Below are 21452 nucleotides of genomic sequence, written 5' to 3'. Positions count from 1 at the left end.
CATAATGAAAATCGACCGTATTCAGATTTCAGTTGCAGAGCTGTGTCAAGGCTATGAAGAACGTGGAACAGACGGTATTGAAGGAATTGTTGCCTATGGCGGACTGCTTGATGTCAGACCACCGTATCAGCGTGAATATGTTTATGCTCCGAAAGAGCGTGATGAAGTTATTCGCACCGTCAAGAAAGGCTTTCCTCTGAACACTATGTACTGGGCAAAAATAGATGACGGGCGTTACGAGTTGATGGACGGACAGCAGAGAACGATCTCTATCTGTCGTTACGCTGCCGAAAGTGAGAGAACATTTGCGGTAGATGAGAAATACTACTTCAACTTGGAGAAAGACCTGCAAAAGCAGATAGATGATTATGTCCTTGATATTTATGTATGCGATGGTACTCCCTCGGAGGTACATGAGTGGTTCAAGGTCATAAATATAGCAGGTAAACCGCTGACAGCTCAGGAGCTTCGCAATACCGCCTATACAGGCACTTGGCTTTCAGATGCGAAACTGCATTTTTCAAAGCCTACCTGTGCCGCCTACAATATGGCGAAGAACTATGTGTCGGGTTCCCCTATCAGACAGGAATACCTCGAAACCGCTATCAGGTGGATCGCTGCCCGTGACGGCTTGGATACGATAGAAGAATATATGGCGCTTCATCAGCACGATGATAACGCCAACCAGATATGGATATATTTCAAGCGTGTGATTGAATGGGTTGAAACGATATTCCCCGTATATCGCAAAGAAATGAAAGGCATAGAGTGGGGACTGCTCTATAACACATACAAAGATGCAGAACTTGATCCCGATGCTCTCGAAGCTGCTATAACAAGGCTTATGGCTGACGATGATGTAAGCAATAAAAAAGGAATATATACCTACATCCTCAACGGTGATGAACGTAATCTCAGCATCAGACCATTCTCTGATACACAGAAGCGTGAAGCATACGAACGTCAGAAAGGTATCTGTCCGATATGCAACAAGCACTATGAGTTTGCTCAGATGCACGGCGATCATATCAAGCCTTGGCACGCAGGCGGTAAGACCGTTCCGGAGAACTTGCAGATGCTGTGCAGGGATTGTAATTTGAAGAAATCGGGGCAGGAATAATATAATATATAGTCGAATTCCCTTGAAATAATACAGGCATTGTGGTATAATGTAGATATACTGGATAACTGTGTTGTTTCAGGGGGATTATTTATTTGCTGTGGAGGTGCTTATGAAACTTACAAAAATAAAAATTCAGAACTATCGTTGTTTTGGAGAAGAACAAATAATAGATTTTGATGACTTAACTGCTTTTATTGGAAATAACTGTTCTGGAAAAACAACAGCTATGTCTGCGCTTAATTGTATTTTTTCAAATAATAGCAACGATAGAATACTTAAACGCAGTGATTTTCATCTTCCACATGATAAGAGTTGGAACTCACTCGATCATCAAGAACTATTTATAGAAGCCGTTTTTGTTTTTGATGAATTAGCTGAAAAAGATGCTGATCTTTCAGCTATCCCTGTATTTTTTAAGAGTTTTGTGGTGGATGAACCAGGTGGAACACCCTATCTGCGAATAAGGCTAGAAGCATCATGGGAAAAAAGCAACAATATTGAGGGTGCAATAGAGAACAAAGTATACTATATTACTTGTTCTGAATCAGAAGCAATTACAGAAAGTGCTAAATCCCCAGCAAATCGAAAAGATTTAGATCAGATCAGAGTTATCTATGTTCCAGCAGTTCGAGATCCTTTAAAACAACTTAAGAACACTTCTGGAACAATGATCAACCAAATAATGAGCAAGGTAAATTGGAGTGACGAATCTCAAAAGCAGATAAACGACTCAATTGAAGCCTTGAATCAAAGTTTTTTAGCAGAAAAAGGTATCTCTGTGATTAGTGAATCAATAAATAGCCAATGGAAGATGTATGATTCAGATTCTCGTTACACAAATGCACAGTTGAGATTTAACAGCACGGATATTGATTCTTCAATTAAGAATTCGGAAGTAGTATTCTCGCCTGCCCCTATGGCAAAAGAATGTTCCATTGATGAATTGAGTGACGGCCTTCGTTCGTTGTTTTATATTTCACTAGTGGACAGCATCCTTAATGTTGAAATACAAATCAAACAGGAAATGCCTTCTTATCCAGAACAGCTATCATTTTCATTCACTCCGCCTGTATTAACTATTATTGCTCTTGAAGAACCTGAAAATCACATTGCCCCACATCTTATTGGTAAGTTGGTTCACAATTTAAAAAGCATAGCTTCAAAAAGCAACGCACAAACTATATTAAGTTCTCATTCTTCTTCAATAATCAAGCGAGTAGAACCAGAAAACCTAAGATATTTTAGAATTGATTCTAGACATGATACAACTTCTGTCCGCTCGCTAACTTTACCTGACAAGGAAAAGCTGTCCGATCAGTATAAATATATAAAGGAAGCGGTAAAAGCTTATCCTGAATTATATTTCGCAAAACTGGTGATTTTAGGTGAAGGTGATAGTGAAGAAATCATTTTACCTAAGGTATGGAACGCAAAGAATGGTGATACTGATATAAGCGGGATATCAATCGTTCCATTAGGCGGACGCCATGTTAATCATTTCTGGAGATTGCTCAATGATTTGAAAATTCCACATATAACCCTTTTGGATCTAGATCGAGAACGTGATGGTGGCGGTTGGGGACGAATAGCATATGCAGTAGAGCAATTAATCCAATATAATCCTGAGAAGAAATCGTTGCTACAATCAGACAAAGGCACGATTAGTCTTGATGCGATGAAAAAATGGAATGTATCGGATAATATGGACTTATGGATTAAGTGGTTAGAAGAAAATGATGTGTTCTTCTCATCTCCATTAGACATTGATTTTTTGATGCTCGAACAATATAAAGATGTATATATTTCTACACTTGAGTCATCAGAGGGTCCTCAACTAATGGTTTCAGAAGAGGGAAAAAAACATAGGAATAAAATAATCGATATAGAAACACAAGGGAAAACATCTTTGCCGGAGTATACTGAAAGAATAGAAAATGATGTCCATAGTACATTGAAAGAATGTGGCGGAGATGGAGCAACATATTCAGATGAGCAGAAACGATTGATGATCTGGTATACATACTTTTTCTTAAATCGAGGAAAGCCATCCACCCACATTGAAGCACTATCGAGAATTGATAATGAACAATTAAAAACGACTATGCCAGATGTTTTATGCAGGCTGATAGCTTCAGCTGAAAAGAAACTAAAGGAGACGATGTGATGGCCATTATAGCTGATGAAAAATGGTTACCATCTGATAGTATCATTCTTGAAAAAAATGCAGATGTTGCAATAAGGCAGAAAAGAAATGTTCTTGTGGTAGCTGGACCAGGCGCAGGTAAAACGGAATTATTAGCACAAAAAGCTAACTATCTGTTTGAAACTGATAATTGCAAAGAACCATATAGAATATTAGCAATCAGTTTTAAGAAAGATGCAGCCAAAAATCTTAAAGAACGTGTGGAACAAAGATGTGGTAAAGAGACAGCTTGTCGTTTCGATTCAATGACATATGATGCTTTTGCCAAAAACCTTCTTGATCATTTTCGTTTAGCGCTTCCGCAGGAATTACGTCCAAAGCAAGATTACATAGTAGAAGATAAAGATATATTAAAAGCCGCTTTTGAACAATATAATAATCATAATACAAGATATTATGATGCTATTATATCCTCAGTGTCACTTCCGTTCGCCAAAGATGAGGTGGGAGAAAGAATATGGAAACTTTTGCTACATGGATTTGACGATCATACATCGATGCTCACTTTCAAAATGATTAGTATGCTAGCTGAGTATATTATTAGAACTAATATAATGATAAGAAACGGATTACAAGAAACATATAAATATGTTTTCTTAGATGAATTCCAAGACACAACAACTCTTCAATACGAACTAGTGAAGCGATGTTTTTTATCTTCAAAAGCAATAATTACAGCAGTTGGAGATAATAAACAACGTATAATGGTATGGGCTGGAGCAAGAAAAACAGTTTTCGTGGATTTTCAGAATGATTTTAATGCGATCAAGTATAAGCTGATAATGAACCACAGATCCGCTCCGAGGTTAGTTGACTTACAGAGAAAAATGTATTCCGTGCTTAATGAAAGCGACGGTCAAGTACAGCATTCGGCAAAATGGAGAGAAGATGACGGAATTATAAACTTGATTATTTCAGAGAACTCTGAATCAGAAGCATTAACAATAACTAATAGCATAATAAAAAAAATAGAAACAGGTATTTCTCCGACACAAATATGTATTCTTTGCAAACAAAAACCACAAGATTTTACGCAGATAATCATTGATTATTTAGGACAAAAAGGTATATATGCAAGAATTGAAAATGATTATCAAGATTTAATCAAAGAACCTATTATAGAAATCATTCTTTCTATTTTGTCACTTACCTGTAATCGGAAACATCCTGATGATTGGCAAGTATTAGTATCTTCTATAATAGAATTATGGAACATCTCGGGCACACAGTCTGATGATGAATACTTTAATGTTCAAAATCAAATTGATGATGAGTTATTAAGAATTAAACAACAGTTTAGTTTAGTAACGACAAAATCGGAGTTCTATGAAGTATTAAAGAAGATAGTATCTTTTTTGAAATTTGATTGTATAAAAGCTGTGTTTCCAGAGTATAGTCAAGGCAAATATCTAAATGATGTACTTAATAGATTTGCAAAGCTCTTTTGGGATGAATTAGAAAAAACATCTATTGATTTGAATATGTCTATTGAGCAGTTTAAGGGGCTACACTCAATTCCAATAATGACAATACATAAAAGCAAGGGGTTGGAATACGATACCGTGTTTTTTGTGGGATTAGAGGATGCAGCTTTTTGGAACTTCAAAAATCAACCTGAAGAAGATCGCTGTGCTTTTTTTGTTGCTCTTTCTCGCGCTAAGAGCGAAGTGTCATTTTCTTTTTGTAAGAATCGAAATCATAAAACGCAAAAGCATAATGATATTAATGAATTCTTTGATCTGTTACAGGAGCCCAGAATAGCAAATATTATAACTCCCCCTTGACAACCGCCTCGATCTGCGCTATAATACAAAATAAGAAGCAAGCCACCGGGCACATATTCTCCTATAAGTCACTGGTTTTGGTTATCATGGCGCTAATAAAATGATAACTTGGCATCAGTGGGCAGTATAGTACAGAATAAAATGTATAATTGAGATACCACAGCTCAAATCTCCTAAACAAAACTGTTTAGTCTGGAGGCCGATTTGAGGAGTGGGAATAATATAGATATTGCCTGAAAAGATAAGAGCTATCTGATTCGATTTGCGAATCGGATAGCTCTTTTTATGTGTCAATAGTATAGCATACAGCTTTATGCAATTTAACGCCTAAATATTCTCGCACAAATCTTTAAGAGTATTGTAAGCCTTGTCAAGATCAGTTGACTTGGGAACAATTACAGTGATACCAAAACAATCGTCCCATTGGAAAATCAGCCCAAGCTCATCATTGTCTACTTTGTATTGCGTTAAGTCGGGTATCTCCCTGATCTTGCCGTGAACCATGTCTCGGTATGCTTTTAAAAGCACAACAAATTCGTCAGGCTCACCAGGATAATCACAAAATATGAATATCCACCTTTCTTTATCAGGCCAACGAACTTCATACATAAGATCACTTCCTATTTATGATGATTTTACTACATTATAGCATGTTGTTCAAAGCGGGTCAATAGTTGTTTCCTCATATAATAAAAAATACTTTGTCAGTTAATAAAGCAGAAATAGTCTCATCTTCACATTATTCAAATAATTTTACAAAATTACAAATACCCCCTTGACACTTCTCCCGTTCTGCACTATAATACTACACAAGAGAACTTTTTTAGCGTTGTGCATACGTTAAAATGAGCATAATAAAGCTCAGAAAATAAGCTTTTTTGTGAGATGTGCCGCAAAAGTGTCCTGTTATTTGTTAAAGTGTAGACAAACGGCGCATAATATGATATAATGTAGGGTGAGAAATGAGCGGTTTAAAACAGGCGGTCAGAAACACCGCCAAGATCATAATGTTCAAAGGAGTATATCCCCTTTGCTATAAAGTGTCAAGCCTTAGACCTTTGAGAAAAAACAAGGTCATCTTTGCCGAGATAAGAAGCGGTACGCTGACGGATAGCTTCCGCTATATCTATGAGGAGATAAAGACCAGAGGACTTGATCCGCAGGTCTATTACGTCCATAATAATAAGGGCGGAATGGGCTATCTGCTGAGATATCTGAAGCTTACTTGGCTAATGGGAAACGTGGGTTGCGTTTTGCTTAACGATACCTGTAATCTGTTCGGCGCTTTTAAGTTCAGAAAAGACACAAAGGTCATTCAAACATGGCATTCCTGCGGAGCTTTCAAAAAGTGGGGAGAAAGTATCACCGACCTCTCTTTCGGCGAGTCGCTGGAAGAATTGAGAAAGTTCCCTGCCCATACAAGCTATACACTTTGTACCGTCAGCAGTAAAGAGTGCATATGGGCTTTCAAGGAAGCTTTCGGCTTTGACATTGATAATAATAGCGTGCAGGCAATAGGTGTATCTCGTACCGACTTTTTCTTTAAAGAGGAAAATCGTGTGAAAGCCTTTGAAAATCTCTATAAAAATTGCCCGAACGCACAGTATAAAAAAGTCCTGCTCTATGCCCCGACCTATCGTGGGGACGCCGATAAGGCTTATATCCCCGAAAAGTTGGATATAAAAGCCCTTAAAGAGAATTTCGGCAGCGAGTGGGTGCTTCTTGTAAAAAGACACGGCTTTGTTAAAAAAGAGTGGGATATCCCCGAGGATTGTCAGGACTTCGCCTTTGACATAACGGAACATATGCCTATCGAGGATCTTCTTTTTACTGCCGATATGTGCATAACCGATTATTCTTCACTTATTTTTGAATATTCGCTCTTTGAAAGACCTATGATATTCTACGCTTTTGACCTTGACCAGTTTTATGACTATAGAGGCTTTTATTATCCCTATGACTATAGCTTCCTCCCGGGACCAATAGTTAAGACCAATGAGGAGCTTATAAACGCCATAAAGCAGGGAAAAGCCGACCCTACTGTCATTTCTGATTTCAGAGAAAGATTTATGGGCGCTTGCGATGGCCGTTCTACCGAAAGGATAGCCGATTATATTGTGTCACAAAACAGCGAATACTAATGCAAGGGTGAACAGCGTTCGCCCGTTGACTGCCGATACTTTATCGGCGTATCACAATGATCTATTTGTCAGATACATTATTATAATATAAATATCAGTAAGGAGTTTGTTTATGATTTACGGTGCAATGCTCGCAGGGGGATCAGGTACAAGAGTTAAAAGCTCAAAAATACCAAAGCAGTTTATCGAGATCGGAGGTAAGCCGATCATAATCTATACCCTTGAAAATATGCTCAAGGTAAAGAGATTTGATTATATCTATATCGCCGTCCATAAGGACTATGAGGACTATATGAACGAGCAGGTGAAAAAGAATATTCCTGAAAGCGAAAAGGTAAGGGTGATCCTCGGCGGCAAGGAAAGAATGGATACTATAAATAATGTCACCACCGCTATCACAAATGATAACGGACTTCATGATGACGATGTTATCGTTATCCACGATGCCGTAAGACCTTTTGTTACAGAGAAGATACTCAACGATTCCATAGATTGTGCCGCAGAATACGGTGCTTGCGTCTGCGGACTTCCATGTGCAGATACTATCCTCCATTCAAAGGGAGGAGAGTATGTTGAAGATATCCCTGCCAGAAGCGAGCTTTACAGCGGACAAGCTCCTGACAGCTTCCGCCTTGCCCACTTTATCCAAATGCAGGATAACCTCACTGAGGAGCAGAAAAAAGTCATCACAGGCACTTCGCAGATATGCACAATGAATAACCAGCCTATCCACCTTATAGAGGGCGACGCTATTAATTTCAAGATAACAACAGACAGCGACCTGCTTATTGTCAGAACGCTGCTTGGCGGTAAATAGAAAGGACTTTTTTTATGAAAAGCTTAATAAACATACCCGAAAAGATGAAAGCACTTGTGCTTTATGGCGTGGGCGACCTGAGAGTAACTGAGGTAGACGTGCCAAAGCTTGAAAAAGGCACCGTATTGCTGAAAATAAAGGCGTGCGGAATTTGTTCAAGCGATATGCCAAGATGCTTTGTAACAGGAACTTACCACTTCCCGACCATACCTGGTCATGAGTTTTCAGGTCAGATAGTTGCAGTTGGCGATGACGTTGACGAAAGCCTTCTCGGCAAACGTTCCTGCGTGTTCCCTATGCTCCCTTGCAAGCATTGTAAAGCCTGCAAAATGGAGGAATATGCACAATGCTCAGGCTATAGCTATTTCGGTTCAAGACAGGACGGTGCATGGGCTGAGTACCTCGTTGTTCCAGTATGGAACTTAGTTCCGTTCGACGATACCCTCGATTATAAAACAGCAGCGCTCTGCGAGCCTGCCGCTGTTTCAATGCACGCTGTAAATATCGGCGACATCAAAGAGGGTCAGAACGTTGTTATCATAGGCACAGGTACAATAGGCTTTATGATAGCCCTCTTTGCAAAAGAGAGAACAAAGACCGGTAAGGTGGTTATCGCAGGCCGTTCAAAGAATAAGCTTGAGTATGCAAAGAAGCTGGGCTTTGACGTTGTTGATACAAGCGTTGACGATCTCCCTGCACAGGTGAAGAAGATAATAGGTATCGACGGAGCAGACGTAACATTTGAAGCTGTCGGCTCAAACGAAGCTATCGCTTCCGCTATCGAGTCAACAGGCGCTCTTGGCAGTATCGTTCTCGTTGGCAACCCGTCAACAGACCTTATCCTGCCTAAGAATATCTATTGGTCAATACTGAGAAAGCAGATAACAGTCAAAGGCTCATGGAATTCCAGCTATAACAGCAGAGTGAACGATTGGAAGAAAGCCCTTGAAGTTTTCGAGCATAGCGACGTAAACTTTGCCGATCTTATCACACATACATTCACAATAGAGGAGAACGAAAAGGCATTCTCCGCTATCAGAAACACAGGCGAGTTCACCTTAAAGGTAATGTTCACATTTGACGATTAAACAGTCTGCTGTTTGTAAATTTGAGTAAAAATTTTGTAGCCGCTTTTCAAGACCTGAAATGAAAGTTGAAAGGGAAGCTTTAAAAGCGGCGGAAAGTAAGGAATAGTTTTAAATGGAAAATATGACTCCCGAATTTGAAGAGATATACGGGAACAGAAGAAAGACTATTGAGAGATTAAAAGAGAGAAACAAAAAATTCGCAGAGCTTACAAGAGTAGAGTTCAAGAGAGTTATCCTTCATATCGAGGGCGAGCTTGTGGGCTTTGAAAAAGACGAGCTTGAAAACTTGTCAGCAAGATTTGTCACACATGATAGAACTTGTATGTTCCCTGCCCAGCATTTTGAAGTAAGCGGAACTCATTTTCATCTGACAGTGAATATAATGTCCGCCAATAACGAAGCTCCTATCGCCACAGGCGACTATGACCTTAAAATATTCACAAAGTATAAGGGCATGAATAAACCGCAGATATCAACAGATACAGTGGATTATGTCCTCAGTGGCAGTACGCTTCTCAAGCTCACCTATGATAACGATGGCAGATGCCTGTCAAAACAGGTGCTTACGAACGAGTATCCTTGTATCATATCCGATAAAGTGGAAACTATAGAGGACGATACAAAGGCGAACCCTATGAACTTCAAGCTCAGACGAGGCGCAGAAAACCTTTTCTATGCCGAGTCTGCAAGCGATATGGATACACTCGAATATAAGCTTGCCGTCACCTATAAAGAGCCTAAGCCTTCCCAGACCTTGCCAAAGCGTATTGAGAAGAAGCTTCAAAACCGTAAGAAGCTTATCATAAGAGATGTTTACGGCTTAAAGATATGGTGCTTTAAAAAGGCTTTCTCGTTCTTTAAGCATTTTGCTAAGAAAAACGGGGATATTATCCTCTTTGCCAGCGGTTCGAGAGCCGAGATAGGCGGAAACGAAAAGGTCATCTATGACCGCATGATAGAAAGAGGACTTGACAGCAAGTATAAGTTCAGATTTGACTTCAAAGCAAGTATCACTGTCAATAGGTCGATACCTGCCATGATAAGGTTCGTCTACTATCTTGCAACCTCCGATATCATTCTTATAGATGATTATTACCCTGACATCTACCTTGTGGATTATCCTAAGAACGTCAAGGTGCTTCAGGTTTGGCACGCCTGCGGAGCGTTCAAGTCATTGGGCTTTGAAAGACTGGGAAAGCCGGGCGCACCTCCGTTCAATACAAGGGTGCATAAGTGCTATACCCACGTTCCTGTAAGCTCCTATCATTCTGCGCTCCACCATGCAGAGGGCTTCGCTATCGACGAAAAGAAATTCTATCCGGTGGGTATCCCAAGAACGGATATCTTCTTTGATGACGAATATAAAGCCAAAACAAGAGAGCAGATGCTGGAAGTTTTCCCTGAGTGCAAAACTGCAAAAACAGTTTATATGTATGCGCCGACTTTCAGAGGAAATAACGCAAATAATGCTCATTTCCCATTTGATAAGCTTGACCTTACAGCATGGGGCAAATTTCTTGATGAAACGGATTCCGTTCTTATCGTAAAGCTCCACCCGTTTGTAAAAAGGCGTATCGAAATACCTGACGAGTATGCTCACAGAATACTTGACGCCTCCGACTACAGAGAGGTAAATGATATCCTATTTATAGTTGACGTGCTTATCACAGACTACAGCTCTATCATATATGAGATGTCACTGCTTAAAAAGCCAATGCTTTTCTTTGCTTTCGACCAAAAGTATTATGAAGCAACAAGAGATTTCTATGAGCCGTATGAGGAGCTTGTTCCTGGTAAGATCGTCCACGATTTTGATGAGCTTATGACCGCTCTCAGAGATAAGGATTACGAGTTTGAAAAGATGGAGGGCTTCATAAAGAAGAACTTCAAATATACAGACGGAAAGTCCACTGACAGAGTAATAGACCAGCTTATCATGGGCATTGAGCCTGAAGATAACAGCAGAAGATAAAAAAGATGAATAGAAACAGGAGGATCAGTATGGACAATGGTATGATATCAGTCTCAATGATGTGCGTCCATCTGGGACAGATAAAGGAATATCTTGACGCTTTTAAGCGCAACAATATCGAATATCTCCATATAGACGTAATGGACGGCTCATTTGTGCCGAATTTCACACTTTATCCTGATTATGTAAAACAGCTCCGTGATCTGACGGATATCCCATTTGATTTTCATTTCATGATAGAAAAGCCTGAGGAAAGGCTCCAGTGGTTTGATATCAGAGAGGGCGATTATGCGGCAGTGCATTATGAAAGCACAAAGCATATCGCAAAGTGCCTGCAATATCTCCGTTCTATCGGTGCAAAGCCTATCCTGGCTATCAATCCCGGCACACCTATCTGCGTGGTAGAGGAAGCCGTAGACTTCATAGACGGTGTGCTTGTCATGACAGTAAACCCTGGCTTTGCAGGACAGAAGCTTGTGCCTAACACGGTGGATAAGGCAAGACGTCTTAGAAAGTGGCTTGACGAAAACGGCCACGAGGACATCATCATAGAAACTGACGGCAATATGTCAAACGAGAACTGCCGCAAGCTTTACGAAGCAGGTGCAAGAATGTTTGTTGCAGGAACATCGAGCCTTGTTAAGCCGCAGGTAGAGGGTATAGACGAAAGGATAGCCGAAAACCGCAAAAATATTTGTCCTTTGGGATAAAAAATGAAAAATGCAGCCGCTCTGTATATATTGTGCAGGGCGGTTTTTTACATTGTTTATGAGAATACGAAAAAGCGGTGCAGAGTTTCCACTCTGACACCGCTTTGCTTATATCTTTACTTTATTTTTCTCTATAAAGTCCACATTCACTATCATGGGAATATATCACTCCCACCGCCTGCAAAAACGAATATATTATCACGCTTCCCACGAACTTCATTCCACGCTTTTTCAAGTCTGCAGAGATCCTATCGGACCATTCGTTGGTAGTTTTATCGCACTCATACAATATTTCTCCGTCAGTAAACTTGCAAAGATAATCATAAAAGCTCCCCTGCTCCTTCACAATATCCCGAAATATTCTTGCATTAGAAATACTCGCCCTAATTTTCAGCTTATTTCGCACAATAGAACTGTCAGAGCAAAGCTCTGCGATCTTCTCTTCGTCATATCCACAGACCTTATCAAGGTTAAATTCATCATAAGCTCTGCGGAAATTCTCACGCTTGTTCAGTATGCACTCCCACGAAAGCCCAGCCTGAAAAGACTCCAGCACAAGCATCTCAAACAAATAGCTGTCATCAGTCCTGAGAACGCCCCATTCCTTGTCATGATATTCCACATACTTTGGATTTTTCAGGTCGCACCATTTGCACCTGTTCATATAAGCTTCGTACCCTCGTTGTCAATGTGAAATTCCTTTACCTGCCAGCCTTTAAGCCCTGCATTGTCAAGAGAAAATTTCATCTTGCCTGCGAAATATTGATTGCTCTCATCTACAATAGCCATGATAGTTGGACCTGCACCGCTTATGTATGCCGCATAAGCACCATGAGTGTACGCAATGTCAAAAACGTCCTTGCAGTGGGGTATAAGCGCCATTCTGTAAGGCTGGTGAAGCCTGTCATCAACTGCCGTTTTCAGATTTTCAAACTTGCCCGTAAGAAGGGAAGCCGAGAAAAGCGCCGCACGGGAAAGGTTGTAAACTGCGTCCTTGTGTGAAACTTCCTTAGGCAGACAAGCCCTCGCTTCCTCAGTTTTCAGCTCAAAATCAGGTATTATCGCCACGAATTTCAGCTTTGTGAAAACCTCCTGCTTTACCCAGTGTACCTTTCTTCCGTCAAATACCGCCGTCACAATTCCGCCAAGAAGTGCAGGCGCAGTGTTGTCAGGGTGACCCTCTATCTGTGCCGCAAGGTCAACAAGATCGTCCTTTGTGAGGGGATCTCCAAGCATTTTGTTTGCTCCCACAAGTCCTGCGATTATGCAGGCAGAAGACGAGCCAAGTCCCCTCGCCATAGGAATATTGCTTGTCTGTATAAGCCTAAGTCCCTCCAGTTTTTTTCCGCATACTGCAAAAAGGTCTTTGGCAGAAATGTAAATAAGGTTTCGCTCGTCCGTAGGAATGTCAAGCCCGTCCGCCGCTGTAATGTCTATCTTGTCGCACTCCTCCATTTCAATGTAGTTGTAGTAAGTGAGCGCAAGCCCCAGTGCGTCAAAACCGGCGCCAAGGTTAGCCGACGTGGCAGGTATCTGTATTTTTATCATGGTGAAAACTCCTTTATATGTAAAAATGTACGAATAAGCGCAGTTAAAATTGTATTTTACATCAATTGACAATTAGTCAATGTTATGCTATCCTTTAGTTAAAGAAAGGGGGGCGAGCAAATGAATAGAAAAATAATTATCGCTCTGTGTGCATTGTGTCTCTGTGCATTTTGTTCATGCAGTAAAAACGAAGAACAGAACAACTCGTCCGAAAAACCGACCGAAACAACAGCGGTGACAACAGTTTCAACAACGACCACCACCCCAACCACCTCAGAGCTTGTGGCAGACACTCCGCCGCCGTATATGTACTATGAGGGCAAAACATATACCTCACTTTACAAAGCCGAAGAAACTCTTATGTCAACAGACGATAAGATGACCGAAAGGCTGAACGGCTATGAGTTCGTAGGAAACACCCACGAATTTTTTAACATCGGTGATATGAAGTCAGACTTTGATGTGACTTCACTGCCTGATAACGCCAAGGTCTACCATGACCCTGACAAAGCAGATGACAGCGACCCGTTTATAATTGCCTTTGAAGAAAACGGACAAACCACCCTCTATTATATGAATTTGCTCAGTGAATAACATACTGTAATAAACGCAATTGATTTCTTTGAGGGGGACTTATTATGAAAAAGAAAACAGCAGTTATTATTCTGGCATTTCTGGCAGTATGTCTTTGCTCGTGTTCAAAAAGCAAAAATGACAGCGGAATAGACTCCGAATATGTTAAAACAGCGAGTGTTGTAACTGAGGAGAGCACAGAGGAAACAACAGAGGTCAGGGGAGCTGATATGTGTCCATTGTATATGTATTATGAGGGCGATCTGTATATCCCTGCGGTCAATCCTGAAGACAGACTGATCTTTGATACAGCCGAGTTAAAAGACTATAAGTATGTTGGAAAAACAACACAATGCAGTGATTGCAGTGGCTTAACAGAGAATTTTAGGGTCACCATTCTTCGTGATAATGCAAAGGTCTATTATGATCAGAATGAACCTTTGGACGGCAAGCCTTTTGCTCTGATGTCTATTAATGAGAACGGCACTGTTTGGATAGCATATCTCAAACTAAATGATCGTGATTAAATATGTAAAGCGGCGGAGTTTTGATCCGCCGCTTCTTGTTTTTCATCAGTATATCCTTATCTTGCTTGCGATCTCAGCGGAGTGTGAAAGGATAGTCAGGTTAGCGTCAATGTCAGCCTCTTTCATGTTCGGCGTGATAAACGCAAGCTCGTTCTCTGTCCTGCCCGAACGCTCTATATACATGAGCTTTCCGAACATCTCAGAAATAGAAGACTTGAGAGCCTCAGCATTTTCAGCCTTTATGCGAACATACATTGAAACGTCCATGTCCTTGTATGGTGCAACAAAGTTCTTGTCATCACAATCTTCCCATGTAAGAGCAAGCACTCTGTGATGATGCTTCAGACAATCGATAATGTCGCCTACTACCGCAGAAGCTGTAGGAAGCTTGCCTGCGCCCTGTCCGTAGAACATAACGTCGCCAACACCGTCGCCTGTTACGCTGATAGCATTGTATACATCGTCAACAGACGCAAGAAGATTTGACTTTGGCACAAGTCTAGGACAAACGATAGCATTCACTCTGCCGTCATCGAGCTTCTTTACAGAACCTATAAGCTTTATAACATATCCTGCATTTGCCGCATATTCAACATCATCAAGTGTGATCTTTGTTATGCCTGAGCAGTGTACCATTTCAGGATAAATGTGCTTGCCGTATGCAAGTGAGCCAAGTATACAGATCTTTCTGCAAGCGTCCTCGCCCTCAACGTCAGCCGTAGGGTCAGCCTCAGCGTAACCAAGCTTCTGAGCCATTTTAAGAGCATCGTCAAATGACATCTGCTCTTTTATCATCTTTGTAAGAATGAAGTTTGTTGTGCCGTTGAGAATACCTGATATCTGAAGTATCTCGTTTCCTGCCAGACACTTGTTAAGCGGTCTGATGATAGGTATACCGCCGCCAACGCTTGCCTCGAACAGATAGTTGCAGTTGTGTTCCCTTGCTATTTTAAGAAGCTCTGCACCCTTTTCCGCAACTAGCGCCTTGTTTGATGTAACAACGCTCTTGCCGTGTTCAAGAAGCTTCTTTGTGTAGTCATAAGCGAAAGTCGTTCCGCCTACTACCTCGGCTACTACTTCTACCTCGGCATCATTGAGAATGATGTTGAAGTCCTTTATCATTTTGTCTGCAAATGGAGAATCAGGGAAATCCCTCAGATCAAGAATGTACTTGATGTCACATTCCTTGCCGACCTTTTTTGAGATAGATTCACGGTTTTTCATAAAAAGCTCTACCGTACCAGAGCCTACAACGCCATAACCGATAACTGCTACTTTACACATAAAAAATCCTCATTCCTAATAAATTATATATTGTTAAAATCTTATTTTACCCTTACTCTCCCGATATTATCTTGACTTCCACAACGCCGTGAACTTTAGAAAGCTCCTCTGTCAGCACATTTGTGCTAAGTGCGTCATGCTCAAATCTTACCGAGAATGTCACCGTCGCCACCGAGTCGATAGGGATATTCTGGTTTATGGTCAGAATATTCGTGTTCAGCTCGTAAAGCCGTGATATAATGGAGGAAAGCACTCCCTTTTCATCTCTCAGTATGCAGTATACCGAAACGATGTTGTTTGTGAGCTGTTCTTCATAATTGAATACGGAGTCCTTGTATTTGTAGTATGCGCTCCTTGATATCCCAACCTTGCGGCAGGCTTCCGATGAAGTGGAAACTTCGCCCCTTGCCCTCATGCGCTTTGCGGCAAGCACCTTTAGCACAATGTCAGGAAGCACCTCAGAGCTTACGATAACAAGTTTGTTTTGCCCGTTCTCCAATTTTAGTCCACCTCCAAAGTACAGATGTGTGCGTGATAAATACAAGTTTACCACTTTTGTCCCCTTTTGTCAAGTGACATGACCGCAGATATTCAACTAATTTTTCAAATTCAGGGTAAAATAAAATGTGTATTCTGACTAAAATCATTACACATAGAGCAATTTGTCCAAAGAAAAGTCATATAGATAGTGCAAAATATATAAAAAGTATGGCTTTGTACCCCTTCAAACTTGCTATTTAAGACAAAAAGGTGTACAATTAATGTTATGAAACTATCCTGCCTGAAAGGGGAGAATAATATGGATATGATAGCAGAAATACTGCAAACAGATAAAGCCGCTGCAGGCAAGCTTGAAAAAGCAGATATGGAAAGCGGCGAACTGCTGGAGCGCACAGTGAAAGAAGCGCAGGAGCTGAAAGAAAACGCCCTGAAAGAAGCCGAGGCCTATAAAACGCAGAAAGCCAAAGAGGTCACAGAGCGTATAAATACCGAAAGCGAAAAGATAACTTCCGCACAGAACGAGAAAACAACGGTTCTCGATAAAATATTTGAAGAAAAACATACTCAGTGGGAGAAGGAGATATTTGATAATATCATCTCTCCGAAGTAGAGCAAAAATTCTCCGTGAAAGGGGCTGAAAAATATGCTTGACAGTTGGTCTGCCAACGGAACAGTGGCGAAAATAAAATATATCCACGGCAGAATGTTTACTAAAGAGAACTATCATGAAATGCTCATGCGAAGAACAGTCCCCGAAGCCGCAGACTATCTTGCACATTCAGCCAGATATAAAGACGCTTTCCGTGACGTTGACCCTAATACCGTCCATAGAGGTTTTGTGGAGGCGCTTCTCCAAAGAGAGAATTTCAATACCTATATGCGCCTGTGCAGATTTCAGGAGCTTGATAAACTGCCTTTTTATGACTTCCTTATAAAAAGCAAGGAGATAGAATGTATTCTGTCCATGATAAACAATATAAATTCAGGGCTTGATAATTCTTACCTTAACGATCTTCCCGGCTATGTCATAAAACATTCAAAGGTGAGCCTTCTTGAAATGAGCCGAGCCGAGAACTATGAACAGCTTCTTAAAATACTAAGAAATACACCGTATTATAAGATACTGGTGAAAATACCGCCTTTGGAGGACGGCTCAGCGGATTATACCGAGTGCGAGCTAAGGCTGAGAACAGCCTATTATACCGAGCTTTTAAATACCGCAAAGCATGATTTTTCCGAAATGCAGAGCAAACAGCTCTCAGAAATGATAAGCCGAGAGATAGATTGCCTTAACATAATAAACGCCTACCGTATGAAAGCCTTTTTTGGCTACTCCTCCGAGGAGATAAAAAAACGGCAGATAAGAATAAAAACAGGCACAGGCTCAGCTAAAAGACTTGATAAGTATTATGAGCTTGAAAGCCCTGAGGATATGCTCGAATGGGTGAAAAGATCAAAGTATTCAAAGGGTTGCAAACAGACCTCTGAATATATCGAAAGCATAGTCCGAAGTTCACAGTTTTGCTATCTTTCTCATATCCTAGCCCAAAGCACCGCCGCACCAGTTTCCCTCTATGCCTTTATGAAACTGTGCAGTACGGAAGCCTTGAACATCGTGCATATAATCGAAGCGATAAGATATAATGCCGATCCCTCGGCAGTTGAAAAGGATCTTATCATCACCGCCTGAGCGGTAAATTCTCAGGAAAGGAGATAATGTGATTGGCTATAGAAAAAATGTCCCTTGTGAATATAGCAGGTCTTATGGACGAGCTTGATGCCACCCTGAAAAGGTGCTGTGAAAGCGGCTGTTTTCATATCGAGCCTGCGGGCAATTCTCCCGACAGCGCAATGAAGCCCCTCAGCGAGAAAAACGAGTATGACCGACCTCTGAAAGAGCTTGCCCAGCTTTCCGCACAGCTTGGTATAACTCTAAAGGAAACTGATTTTACTGACTGTGACCTGTCAGCTCCGCAGGATTTTAACTCCCTGTTTGAAAAGTATAATACCCCTTTCAGCGAGCTTAATACAAAGCGGCTGGAGCTTACTCAGCGTATCTCAGAGCTTGGAGGGGCGGTCAGACAAATAGACCACCTGAAAGGTATGCACAGCGACTTTCAGCAGCTTTTCTCAATGAAGTATGTTTCCGTCCGTATCGGAAAGCTGCCTGTGGATAACCTGCCGAAGCTTGACTATTATGACGAGAATTTCTTCTTTGTCCCCTTTGAAACGGGAAAAAGCTTCTGCTGGGGAATGTATTTCGTCCCTGAACGTGATAAACAGCGTGTTGATGATATCTTCCACTCAATGTATTTTGAAAGGATACGGATACCGTCCTATGTATCAGGCGACGCAGACGAAGCCTTGGGAAAGCTAAAACAAACTATAGATGCAGATACAGTGGAGAACGCAAAGATAAACGAGCAGATAAACGAGCTTGCTGCAAAAGCAGAGCCTGAACTGCAAAAGGCTTTTTCAAAGCTGAGATTTATACACGATACCTTTGACCTGCGGCGAAATGCCGCCGCACTAAACGATAAGTTTTATCTTAAAGGCTTTATCCCCGAAAAGGAAAAAGACCGCTTTGATAAGCTTTTCGAGGATATGCGTTCAGTGTCAGTGGTCTATCTCCCACCTGACGCAGACGCCTCATGTGAGCCGCCTACAGTGCTTAAAAACAACTTTTTGACCCGACCTTTCACAATGCTTGTGGAAATGTATGGTCTGCCTGAGTATAAAGGCTATAACCCGACAGCCTTCGTGGCAATAACCTATACTCTGCTTTTCGGCATAATGTTCGGCGACTTGGGTCAAGGACTTCTTATCGTCCTTGGCGGACTTGCCTTAAAGAAAAAGCTAGGAGCAAAAATAAGCGGTCTTGTCACACGTCTTGGCATATCAAGCATGATATTCGGTACTCTCTATGGCTCGTTCTTCGGTTATGAAGAGCTTTTAGACCCTGTGTTTGAGAATATAGGACTTGACTTCCTGCCCCTAAAGGTTTTCAAGCAAACGAACTTTATCCTCATAACTGCCGTTGCCATAGGCGTTGCACTTATCGTTATCTCAATGATACTCAATATCTATATCGGCTTTAAAAATAAGGATTACGAAAAAGCCATTTTCGGCTGTAACGGCATTGCAGGACTTGTGTTCTATAGCTCCGTTGCGGCAGGACTTGTGGGAACGCTCATGTTCGATGTAAAAGTCATGTCCACTCCGTTCATAATCTTCCTTATAGTAATACCGCTTGTGTGCATATTCTGCCGAACACCTTTCTCTATCGCCGTGAAGTATAAACAGTGGCGATTGTCCGAGGACGAGGAAAAAATGACCGTGGGCAACTTTATCGTTGAAAATTTCTTTGAAATGTTCGAGTTCCTGCTGAGCTATGTTTCAAATACTATGTCATTTCTCCGTGTGGGCGGATTTGTCCTCTCCCACGCAGGCATGATGCTAGTGGTAATGACCCTTATGGAAATGTGTTCCGCCGCCGCACAGCCATTCGTGCTTGTGCTTGGCAACCTGTTTGTAATGGTAATGGAGGGCATGATAGTTGCTATTCAGATAATCAGACTTGAGTTTTATGAGATATTCTCCCGTTTCTATGAGGGCGGCGGAAAACCATTCGAGCCTGTTGGCGTAAAATTCACCGCACAAACAGAATGATATCAAATTTGTGGTATTGTTTTGTAGGGGCGAACTTCGTTCAGTCACTCGCCGTGATGGGCATTTTACCCCGACCATTATCCATACCCGTACAATGTAATTCGTAAAATCTAAAGTAAAAATAATTTTTTGGAGGAATCAACTATGCTTATCTATTTCCTGCTCCCACTTATAGCAGTCGCACTTCTTTGTGTACCATTCATTTTCACCGCAAAGAAAATAAAGAACGGAAAGTCCCCTAAGGGAGCTTTTATCGGTAATCTCTGTACATTTGCCGGCATAATGCTCTGCGCTCTTATCGTTCCTGTAGGTAATTTTGTTTCAGCCGCAAGCGAGGAGGGCGTTAAGGCCGCCCTTTCAACAGGCGCAGGCCTTGGCTACCTTGCAGCAGCCCTTGCCGTTGGACTTTCCTGCGTAGGTTCAGGCATAGCCGTTGCCGCAGGCGCTCCAGCCGCTATCGGTGCGACCTCCGAAGACCCTAAGAACTTTGTAAAGGCTCTTATCTTCGTTGTTCTTGGCGAAGGTATCGCCCTCTATGGACTTCTTATCGCTATCCTTATAATCTCAAACGTAGGCACTGCATTGGGCATTTAACATGAGATTTTATCTTATCAGCGATAATATAGATACCCAAATGGGCATGAGACTTTCAGGTATCGAGGGCGTTGTGGTGCATACCTCCGAGGAGGTGTCAAACGCACTTGATAAGGCTATGGAAATGAAGGACGTGGGCGTTGTGCTTATGACAGAGCTTGCAGTCAAGCAGTGCAGAGAAAAGGTCTATGACTATAAGCTCACAAGAGAAACGCCCCTCATAGTTGAAATACCCGACCGCCATGCCACATCAAAGATATCTGATACCATTTCCCACTATCTCGCAGAAGCAGTGGGAATAAAGCTGTGATTTTGATAGGAGTTTAGTAATGGAAAATCAGACGATAAAACTTGAACGCTTCAAGCAGGCTGTCTTTGAGGACGCTGAAAAGCAGGCAAAGCTCATAACCGAATCCGCTGATAAACAGCGTGAAAACGAGCTTGCTCAGGCGAAAATAGAAGCACAAAGCCTCGCAGACTCAAAAAAAGCCGCCACAGATAAGACCGAGGAGGCAAGAGCCGTAAGGGAAATATCTTCAAAACAGCTTGAAGCTAAAAGAAACGTGCTTTGCCATAGAGAAAAGCTTATAGACAGCGTTTTTGACAACGTAAAAAGCAGGCTTGCGACTTTCAAAGCAAGCAGAGATTATAAGTCTTGGCTAAAAGAAAAAGCCGAAAAATGCAAACAGACCTATCCCGAGCATAAGGGCGTTATCTACCTCTCACCTGAGGATATGAAATACGCCTCTGACCTTGCAGACTTTGAAGTAAAAAGCCGAGATTCCATAGAGCTTGGCGGTATGCTCATGGTCTATGAGGATATGGGTATAGCACTTGATTATACCTTTGATTCAGCATTTGAGGAGCAGCGTTCAGCCTTTACTGAAAAAGCCGAGCTTGTGCTTGGGTAATAAGGAG

At 41.5% G+C, this 21452-nt stretch carries 21 protein-coding genes; 16 read left to right on the top strand and 5 right to left on the bottom strand.

The annotated features are described in order from the left end of the window. The first annotated feature begins 4 nt into the window (after nt 1-4). From RBI_RS10135 to RBI_RS10125, 3 genes are all read left to right on the top strand, one after another. Nucleotides 5-1120, top strand: coding sequence for an HNH endonuclease family protein (locus RBI_RS10135; protein WP_038672700.1), 1116 nt, complete (start codon nt 5-7; stop codon nt 1118-1120). A gap of 112 nt (nt 1121-1232) precedes the next feature. Further along, nucleotides 1233-3287, top strand: a complete 2055-nt coding sequence (locus tag RBI_RS10130) for an ATP-dependent nuclease (protein WP_038672699.1) — start codon at nt 1233-1235, stop codon at nt 3285-3287. Beyond that, the gene (locus RBI_RS10125; RefSeq protein WP_038672696.1) at nt 3287-5110 is read left to right on the top strand and encodes a UvrD-helicase domain-containing protein; all 1824 of its coding nucleotides are present in this window, start codon (nt 3287-3289) and stop codon (nt 5108-5110) included. Before RBI_RS10130 ends, RBI_RS10125 begins: the two co-directional genes overlap by 1 nt. Nucleotides 5111-5437: 327 nt before the next feature. Here the strand turns inward: RBI_RS10125 and RBI_RS10120 are convergent, their stop codons facing one another. Beyond that, on the bottom strand, nt 5438-5719 hold the full coding sequence (locus tag RBI_RS10120; RefSeq protein ID WP_038672694.1) for a hypothetical protein: 282 nt from the start codon (nt 5717-5719) through the stop codon (nt 5438-5440). Nucleotides 5720-6072: 353 nt separating this feature from the next. On the opposite strand from RBI_RS10120, the gene RBI_RS10115 reads away from it, so the two are divergent. The 5 genes from RBI_RS10115 (at nt 6073) to RBI_RS10095 (ending at nt 11838) form a co-directional block, all read left to right on the top strand. Further along, nucleotides 6073-7251 (top strand): CDP-glycerol glycerophosphotransferase family protein, encoded by a 1179-nt coding sequence (locus RBI_RS10115; RefSeq protein ID WP_038672693.1) that lies wholly within the window; start codon nt 6073-6075, stop codon nt 7249-7251. A 112-nt stretch (nt 7252-7363) separates the two neighbouring features. Then, complete coding sequence (locus tag RBI_RS10110; protein WP_038672691.1) at nt 7364-8068, top strand: IspD/TarI family cytidylyltransferase; 705 nt, start codon at nt 7364-7366, stop codon at nt 8066-8068. A 14-nt stretch (nt 8069-8082) separates the two neighbouring features. Continuing rightward, entirely contained in the window at nt 8083-9156 is a 1074-nt protein-coding gene (locus RBI_RS10105) for a galactitol-1-phosphate 5-dehydrogenase (protein WP_022287040.1), read from the top strand. A 112-nt stretch (nt 9157-9268) separates the two neighbouring features. Then, nucleotides 9269-11128: a CDP-glycerol glycerophosphotransferase family protein gene (locus RBI_RS10100; protein ID WP_051706773.1), complete on the top strand. Its 1860-nt coding sequence runs from the start codon at nt 9269-9271 to the stop codon at nt 11126-11128. 29 nt (nt 11129-11157) lie between these two features. Beyond that, complete coding sequence (locus tag RBI_RS10095; RefSeq protein ID WP_038672690.1) at nt 11158-11838, top strand: ribulose-phosphate 3-epimerase; 681 nt, start codon at nt 11158-11160, stop codon at nt 11836-11838. 121 nt (nt 11839-11959) lie between these two features. Here the strand turns inward: RBI_RS10095 and RBI_RS10090 are convergent, their stop codons facing one another. Then, on the bottom strand, nt 11960-12502 hold the full coding sequence (locus RBI_RS10090; RefSeq protein WP_038672688.1) for a DNA-3-methyladenine glycosylase I: 543 nt from the start codon (nt 12500-12502) through the stop codon (nt 11960-11962). Further along, entirely contained in the window at nt 12499-13386 is an 888-nt protein-coding gene (gene thrB / locus RBI_RS10085) for a homoserine kinase (protein ID WP_038672687.1), read from the bottom strand. Before thrB ends, RBI_RS10090 begins: the two co-directional genes overlap by 4 nt. A gap of 120 nt (nt 13387-13506) precedes the next feature. Between thrB and RBI_RS10080 the strand changes: the two genes are divergently transcribed. Both RBI_RS10080 and RBI_RS10075 read left to right on the top strand, forming a co-directional pair. Beyond that, nucleotides 13507-13980 carry a hypothetical protein gene (locus RBI_RS10080; protein ID WP_038672685.1) on the top strand — a complete coding sequence of 158 codons (474 nt, stop codon included), beginning with the start codon at nt 13507-13509 and terminating at the stop codon, nt 13978-13980. A 44-nt stretch (nt 13981-14024) separates the two neighbouring features. Next, nucleotides 14025-14486: a hypothetical protein gene (locus RBI_RS10075; protein WP_038672683.1), complete on the top strand. Its 462-nt coding sequence runs from the start codon at nt 14025-14027 to the stop codon at nt 14484-14486. Between the two features lie 45 nt (nt 14487-14531). On the opposite strand, the gene RBI_RS10070 is transcribed toward RBI_RS10075, so the two are convergent. Together RBI_RS10070 and RBI_RS10065 are read right to left on the bottom strand one after the other, a co-directional pair. Beyond that, on the bottom strand, nt 14532-15770 hold the full coding sequence (locus RBI_RS10070; protein WP_038672681.1) for a homoserine dehydrogenase: 1239 nt from the start codon (nt 15768-15770) through the stop codon (nt 14532-14534). Nucleotides 15771-15822: 52 nt separating this feature from the next. Next, nucleotides 15823-16269, bottom strand: coding sequence for an ACT domain-containing protein (locus RBI_RS10065; protein ID WP_022287034.1), 447 nt, complete (start codon nt 16267-16269; stop codon nt 15823-15825). A gap of 300 nt (nt 16270-16569) precedes the next feature. Between RBI_RS10065 and RBI_RS10060 the strand changes: the two genes are divergently transcribed. The 6 genes from RBI_RS10060 to RBI_RS10035 all read left to right on the top strand — a co-directional run bounded on the left by RBI_RS10060 (nt 16570) and on the right by RBI_RS10035 (nt 21445). Next, nucleotides 16570-16881 carry a hypothetical protein gene (locus RBI_RS10060; RefSeq protein ID WP_038672679.1) on the top strand — a complete coding sequence of 104 codons (312 nt, stop codon included), beginning with the start codon at nt 16570-16572 and terminating at the stop codon, nt 16879-16881. 33 nt (nt 16882-16914) lie between these two features. Further along, nucleotides 16915-17961 carry a V0D/AC39 family V-type ATPase subunit gene (locus RBI_RS10055; RefSeq protein ID WP_038672677.1) on the top strand — a complete coding sequence of 349 codons (1047 nt, stop codon included), beginning with the start codon at nt 16915-16917 and terminating at the stop codon, nt 17959-17961. Nucleotides 17962-17993: 32 nt separating this feature from the next. Then, entirely contained in the window at nt 17994-19940 is a 1947-nt protein-coding gene (locus RBI_RS10050) for a V-type ATP synthase subunit I (protein ID WP_038672674.1), read from the top strand. Between the two features lie 144 nt (nt 19941-20084). Next, nucleotides 20085-20534 carry an ATP synthase subunit C gene (locus RBI_RS10045; RefSeq protein ID WP_038672672.1) on the top strand — a complete coding sequence of 150 codons (450 nt, stop codon included), beginning with the start codon at nt 20085-20087 and terminating at the stop codon, nt 20532-20534. 1 nt (nt 20535) lies between these two features. Beyond that, nucleotides 20536-20844, top strand: coding sequence for a V-type ATP synthase subunit F (locus tag RBI_RS10040; RefSeq protein WP_022287029.1), 309 nt, complete (start codon nt 20536-20538; stop codon nt 20842-20844). Between the two features lie 19 nt (nt 20845-20863). Next, complete coding sequence (locus tag RBI_RS10035) at nt 20864-21445, top strand: V-type ATP synthase subunit E (RefSeq protein WP_038672670.1); 582 nt, start codon at nt 20864-20866, stop codon at nt 21443-21445. Nucleotides 21446-21452: the final 7 nt, after the last annotated feature.

Origin of the sequence: Ruminococcus bicirculans (ex Wegman et al. 2014), assembly GCF_000723465.1 — a bacterium.
Lineage (GTDB): Bacteria > Bacillota > Clostridia > Oscillospirales > Ruminococcaceae > Hominimerdicola > Hominimerdicola aceti.
This window is presented reverse-complemented; position numbering and strand designations above follow the sequence as displayed.

Bases quoted from the DNA above. Each gene is read 5' to 3' on its own strand.
- RBI_RS10130 (WP_038672699.1), top strand. From the start codon at position 1,233: ATGAAACTTACAAAAATAAAAATTCAGAACTATCGTTGTTTTGGAGAA.
- RBI_RS10035 (WP_038672670.1), top strand. From the start codon at position 20,864: ATGGAAAATCAGACGATAAAACTTGAACGCTTCAAGCAGGCTGTCTTT.
- RBI_RS10135 (WP_038672700.1), top strand. From the start codon at position 5: ATGAAAATCGACCGTATTCAGATTTCAGTTGCAGAGCTGTGTCAAGGC.
- RBI_RS10070 (WP_038672681.1), bottom strand. From the start codon at position 15,770: ATGTGTAAAGTAGCAGTTATCGGTTATGGCGTTGTAGGCTCTGGTACG.
- RBI_RS10090 (WP_038672688.1), bottom strand. From the start codon at position 12,502: ATGAACAGGTGCAAATGGTGCGACCTGAAAAATCCAAAGTATGTGGAA.
- RBI_RS10040 (WP_022287029.1), top strand. From the start codon at position 20,536: ATGAGATTTTATCTTATCAGCGATAATATAGATACCCAAATGGGCATG.
- RBI_RS10120 (WP_038672694.1), bottom strand. From the start codon at position 5,719: ATGTATGAAGTTCGTTGGCCTGATAAAGAAAGGTGGATATTCATATTT.
- RBI_RS10060 (WP_038672679.1), top strand. From the start codon at position 16,570: ATGGATATGATAGCAGAAATACTGCAAACAGATAAAGCCGCTGCAGGC.
- RBI_RS10095 (WP_038672690.1), top strand. From the start codon at position 11,158: ATGGACAATGGTATGATATCAGTCTCAATGATGTGCGTCCATCTGGGA.
- RBI_RS10080 (WP_038672685.1), top strand. From the start codon at position 13,507: ATGAATAGAAAAATAATTATCGCTCTGTGTGCATTGTGTCTCTGTGCA.
- RBI_RS10105 (WP_022287040.1), top strand. From the start codon at position 8,083: ATGAAAAGCTTAATAAACATACCCGAAAAGATGAAAGCACTTGTGCTT.
- RBI_RS10075 (WP_038672683.1), top strand. From the start codon at position 14,025: ATGAAAAAGAAAACAGCAGTTATTATTCTGGCATTTCTGGCAGTATGT.
- thrB (WP_038672687.1), bottom strand. From the start codon at position 13,386: ATGATAAAAATACAGATACCTGCCACGTCGGCTAACCTTGGCGCCGGT.
- RBI_RS10055 (WP_038672677.1), top strand. From the start codon at position 16,915: ATGCTTGACAGTTGGTCTGCCAACGGAACAGTGGCGAAAATAAAATAT.
- RBI_RS10045 (WP_038672672.1), top strand. From the start codon at position 20,085: ATGCTTATCTATTTCCTGCTCCCACTTATAGCAGTCGCACTTCTTTGT.
- RBI_RS10125 (WP_038672696.1), top strand. From the start codon at position 3,287: ATGGCCATTATAGCTGATGAAAAATGGTTACCATCTGATAGTATCATT.
- RBI_RS10100 (WP_051706773.1), top strand. From the start codon at position 9,269: ATGGAAAATATGACTCCCGAATTTGAAGAGATATACGGGAACAGAAGA.
- RBI_RS10115 (WP_038672693.1), top strand. From the start codon at position 6,073: ATGAGCGGTTTAAAACAGGCGGTCAGAAACACCGCCAAGATCATAATG.
- RBI_RS10110 (WP_038672691.1), top strand. From the start codon at position 7,364: ATGATTTACGGTGCAATGCTCGCAGGGGGATCAGGTACAAGAGTTAAA.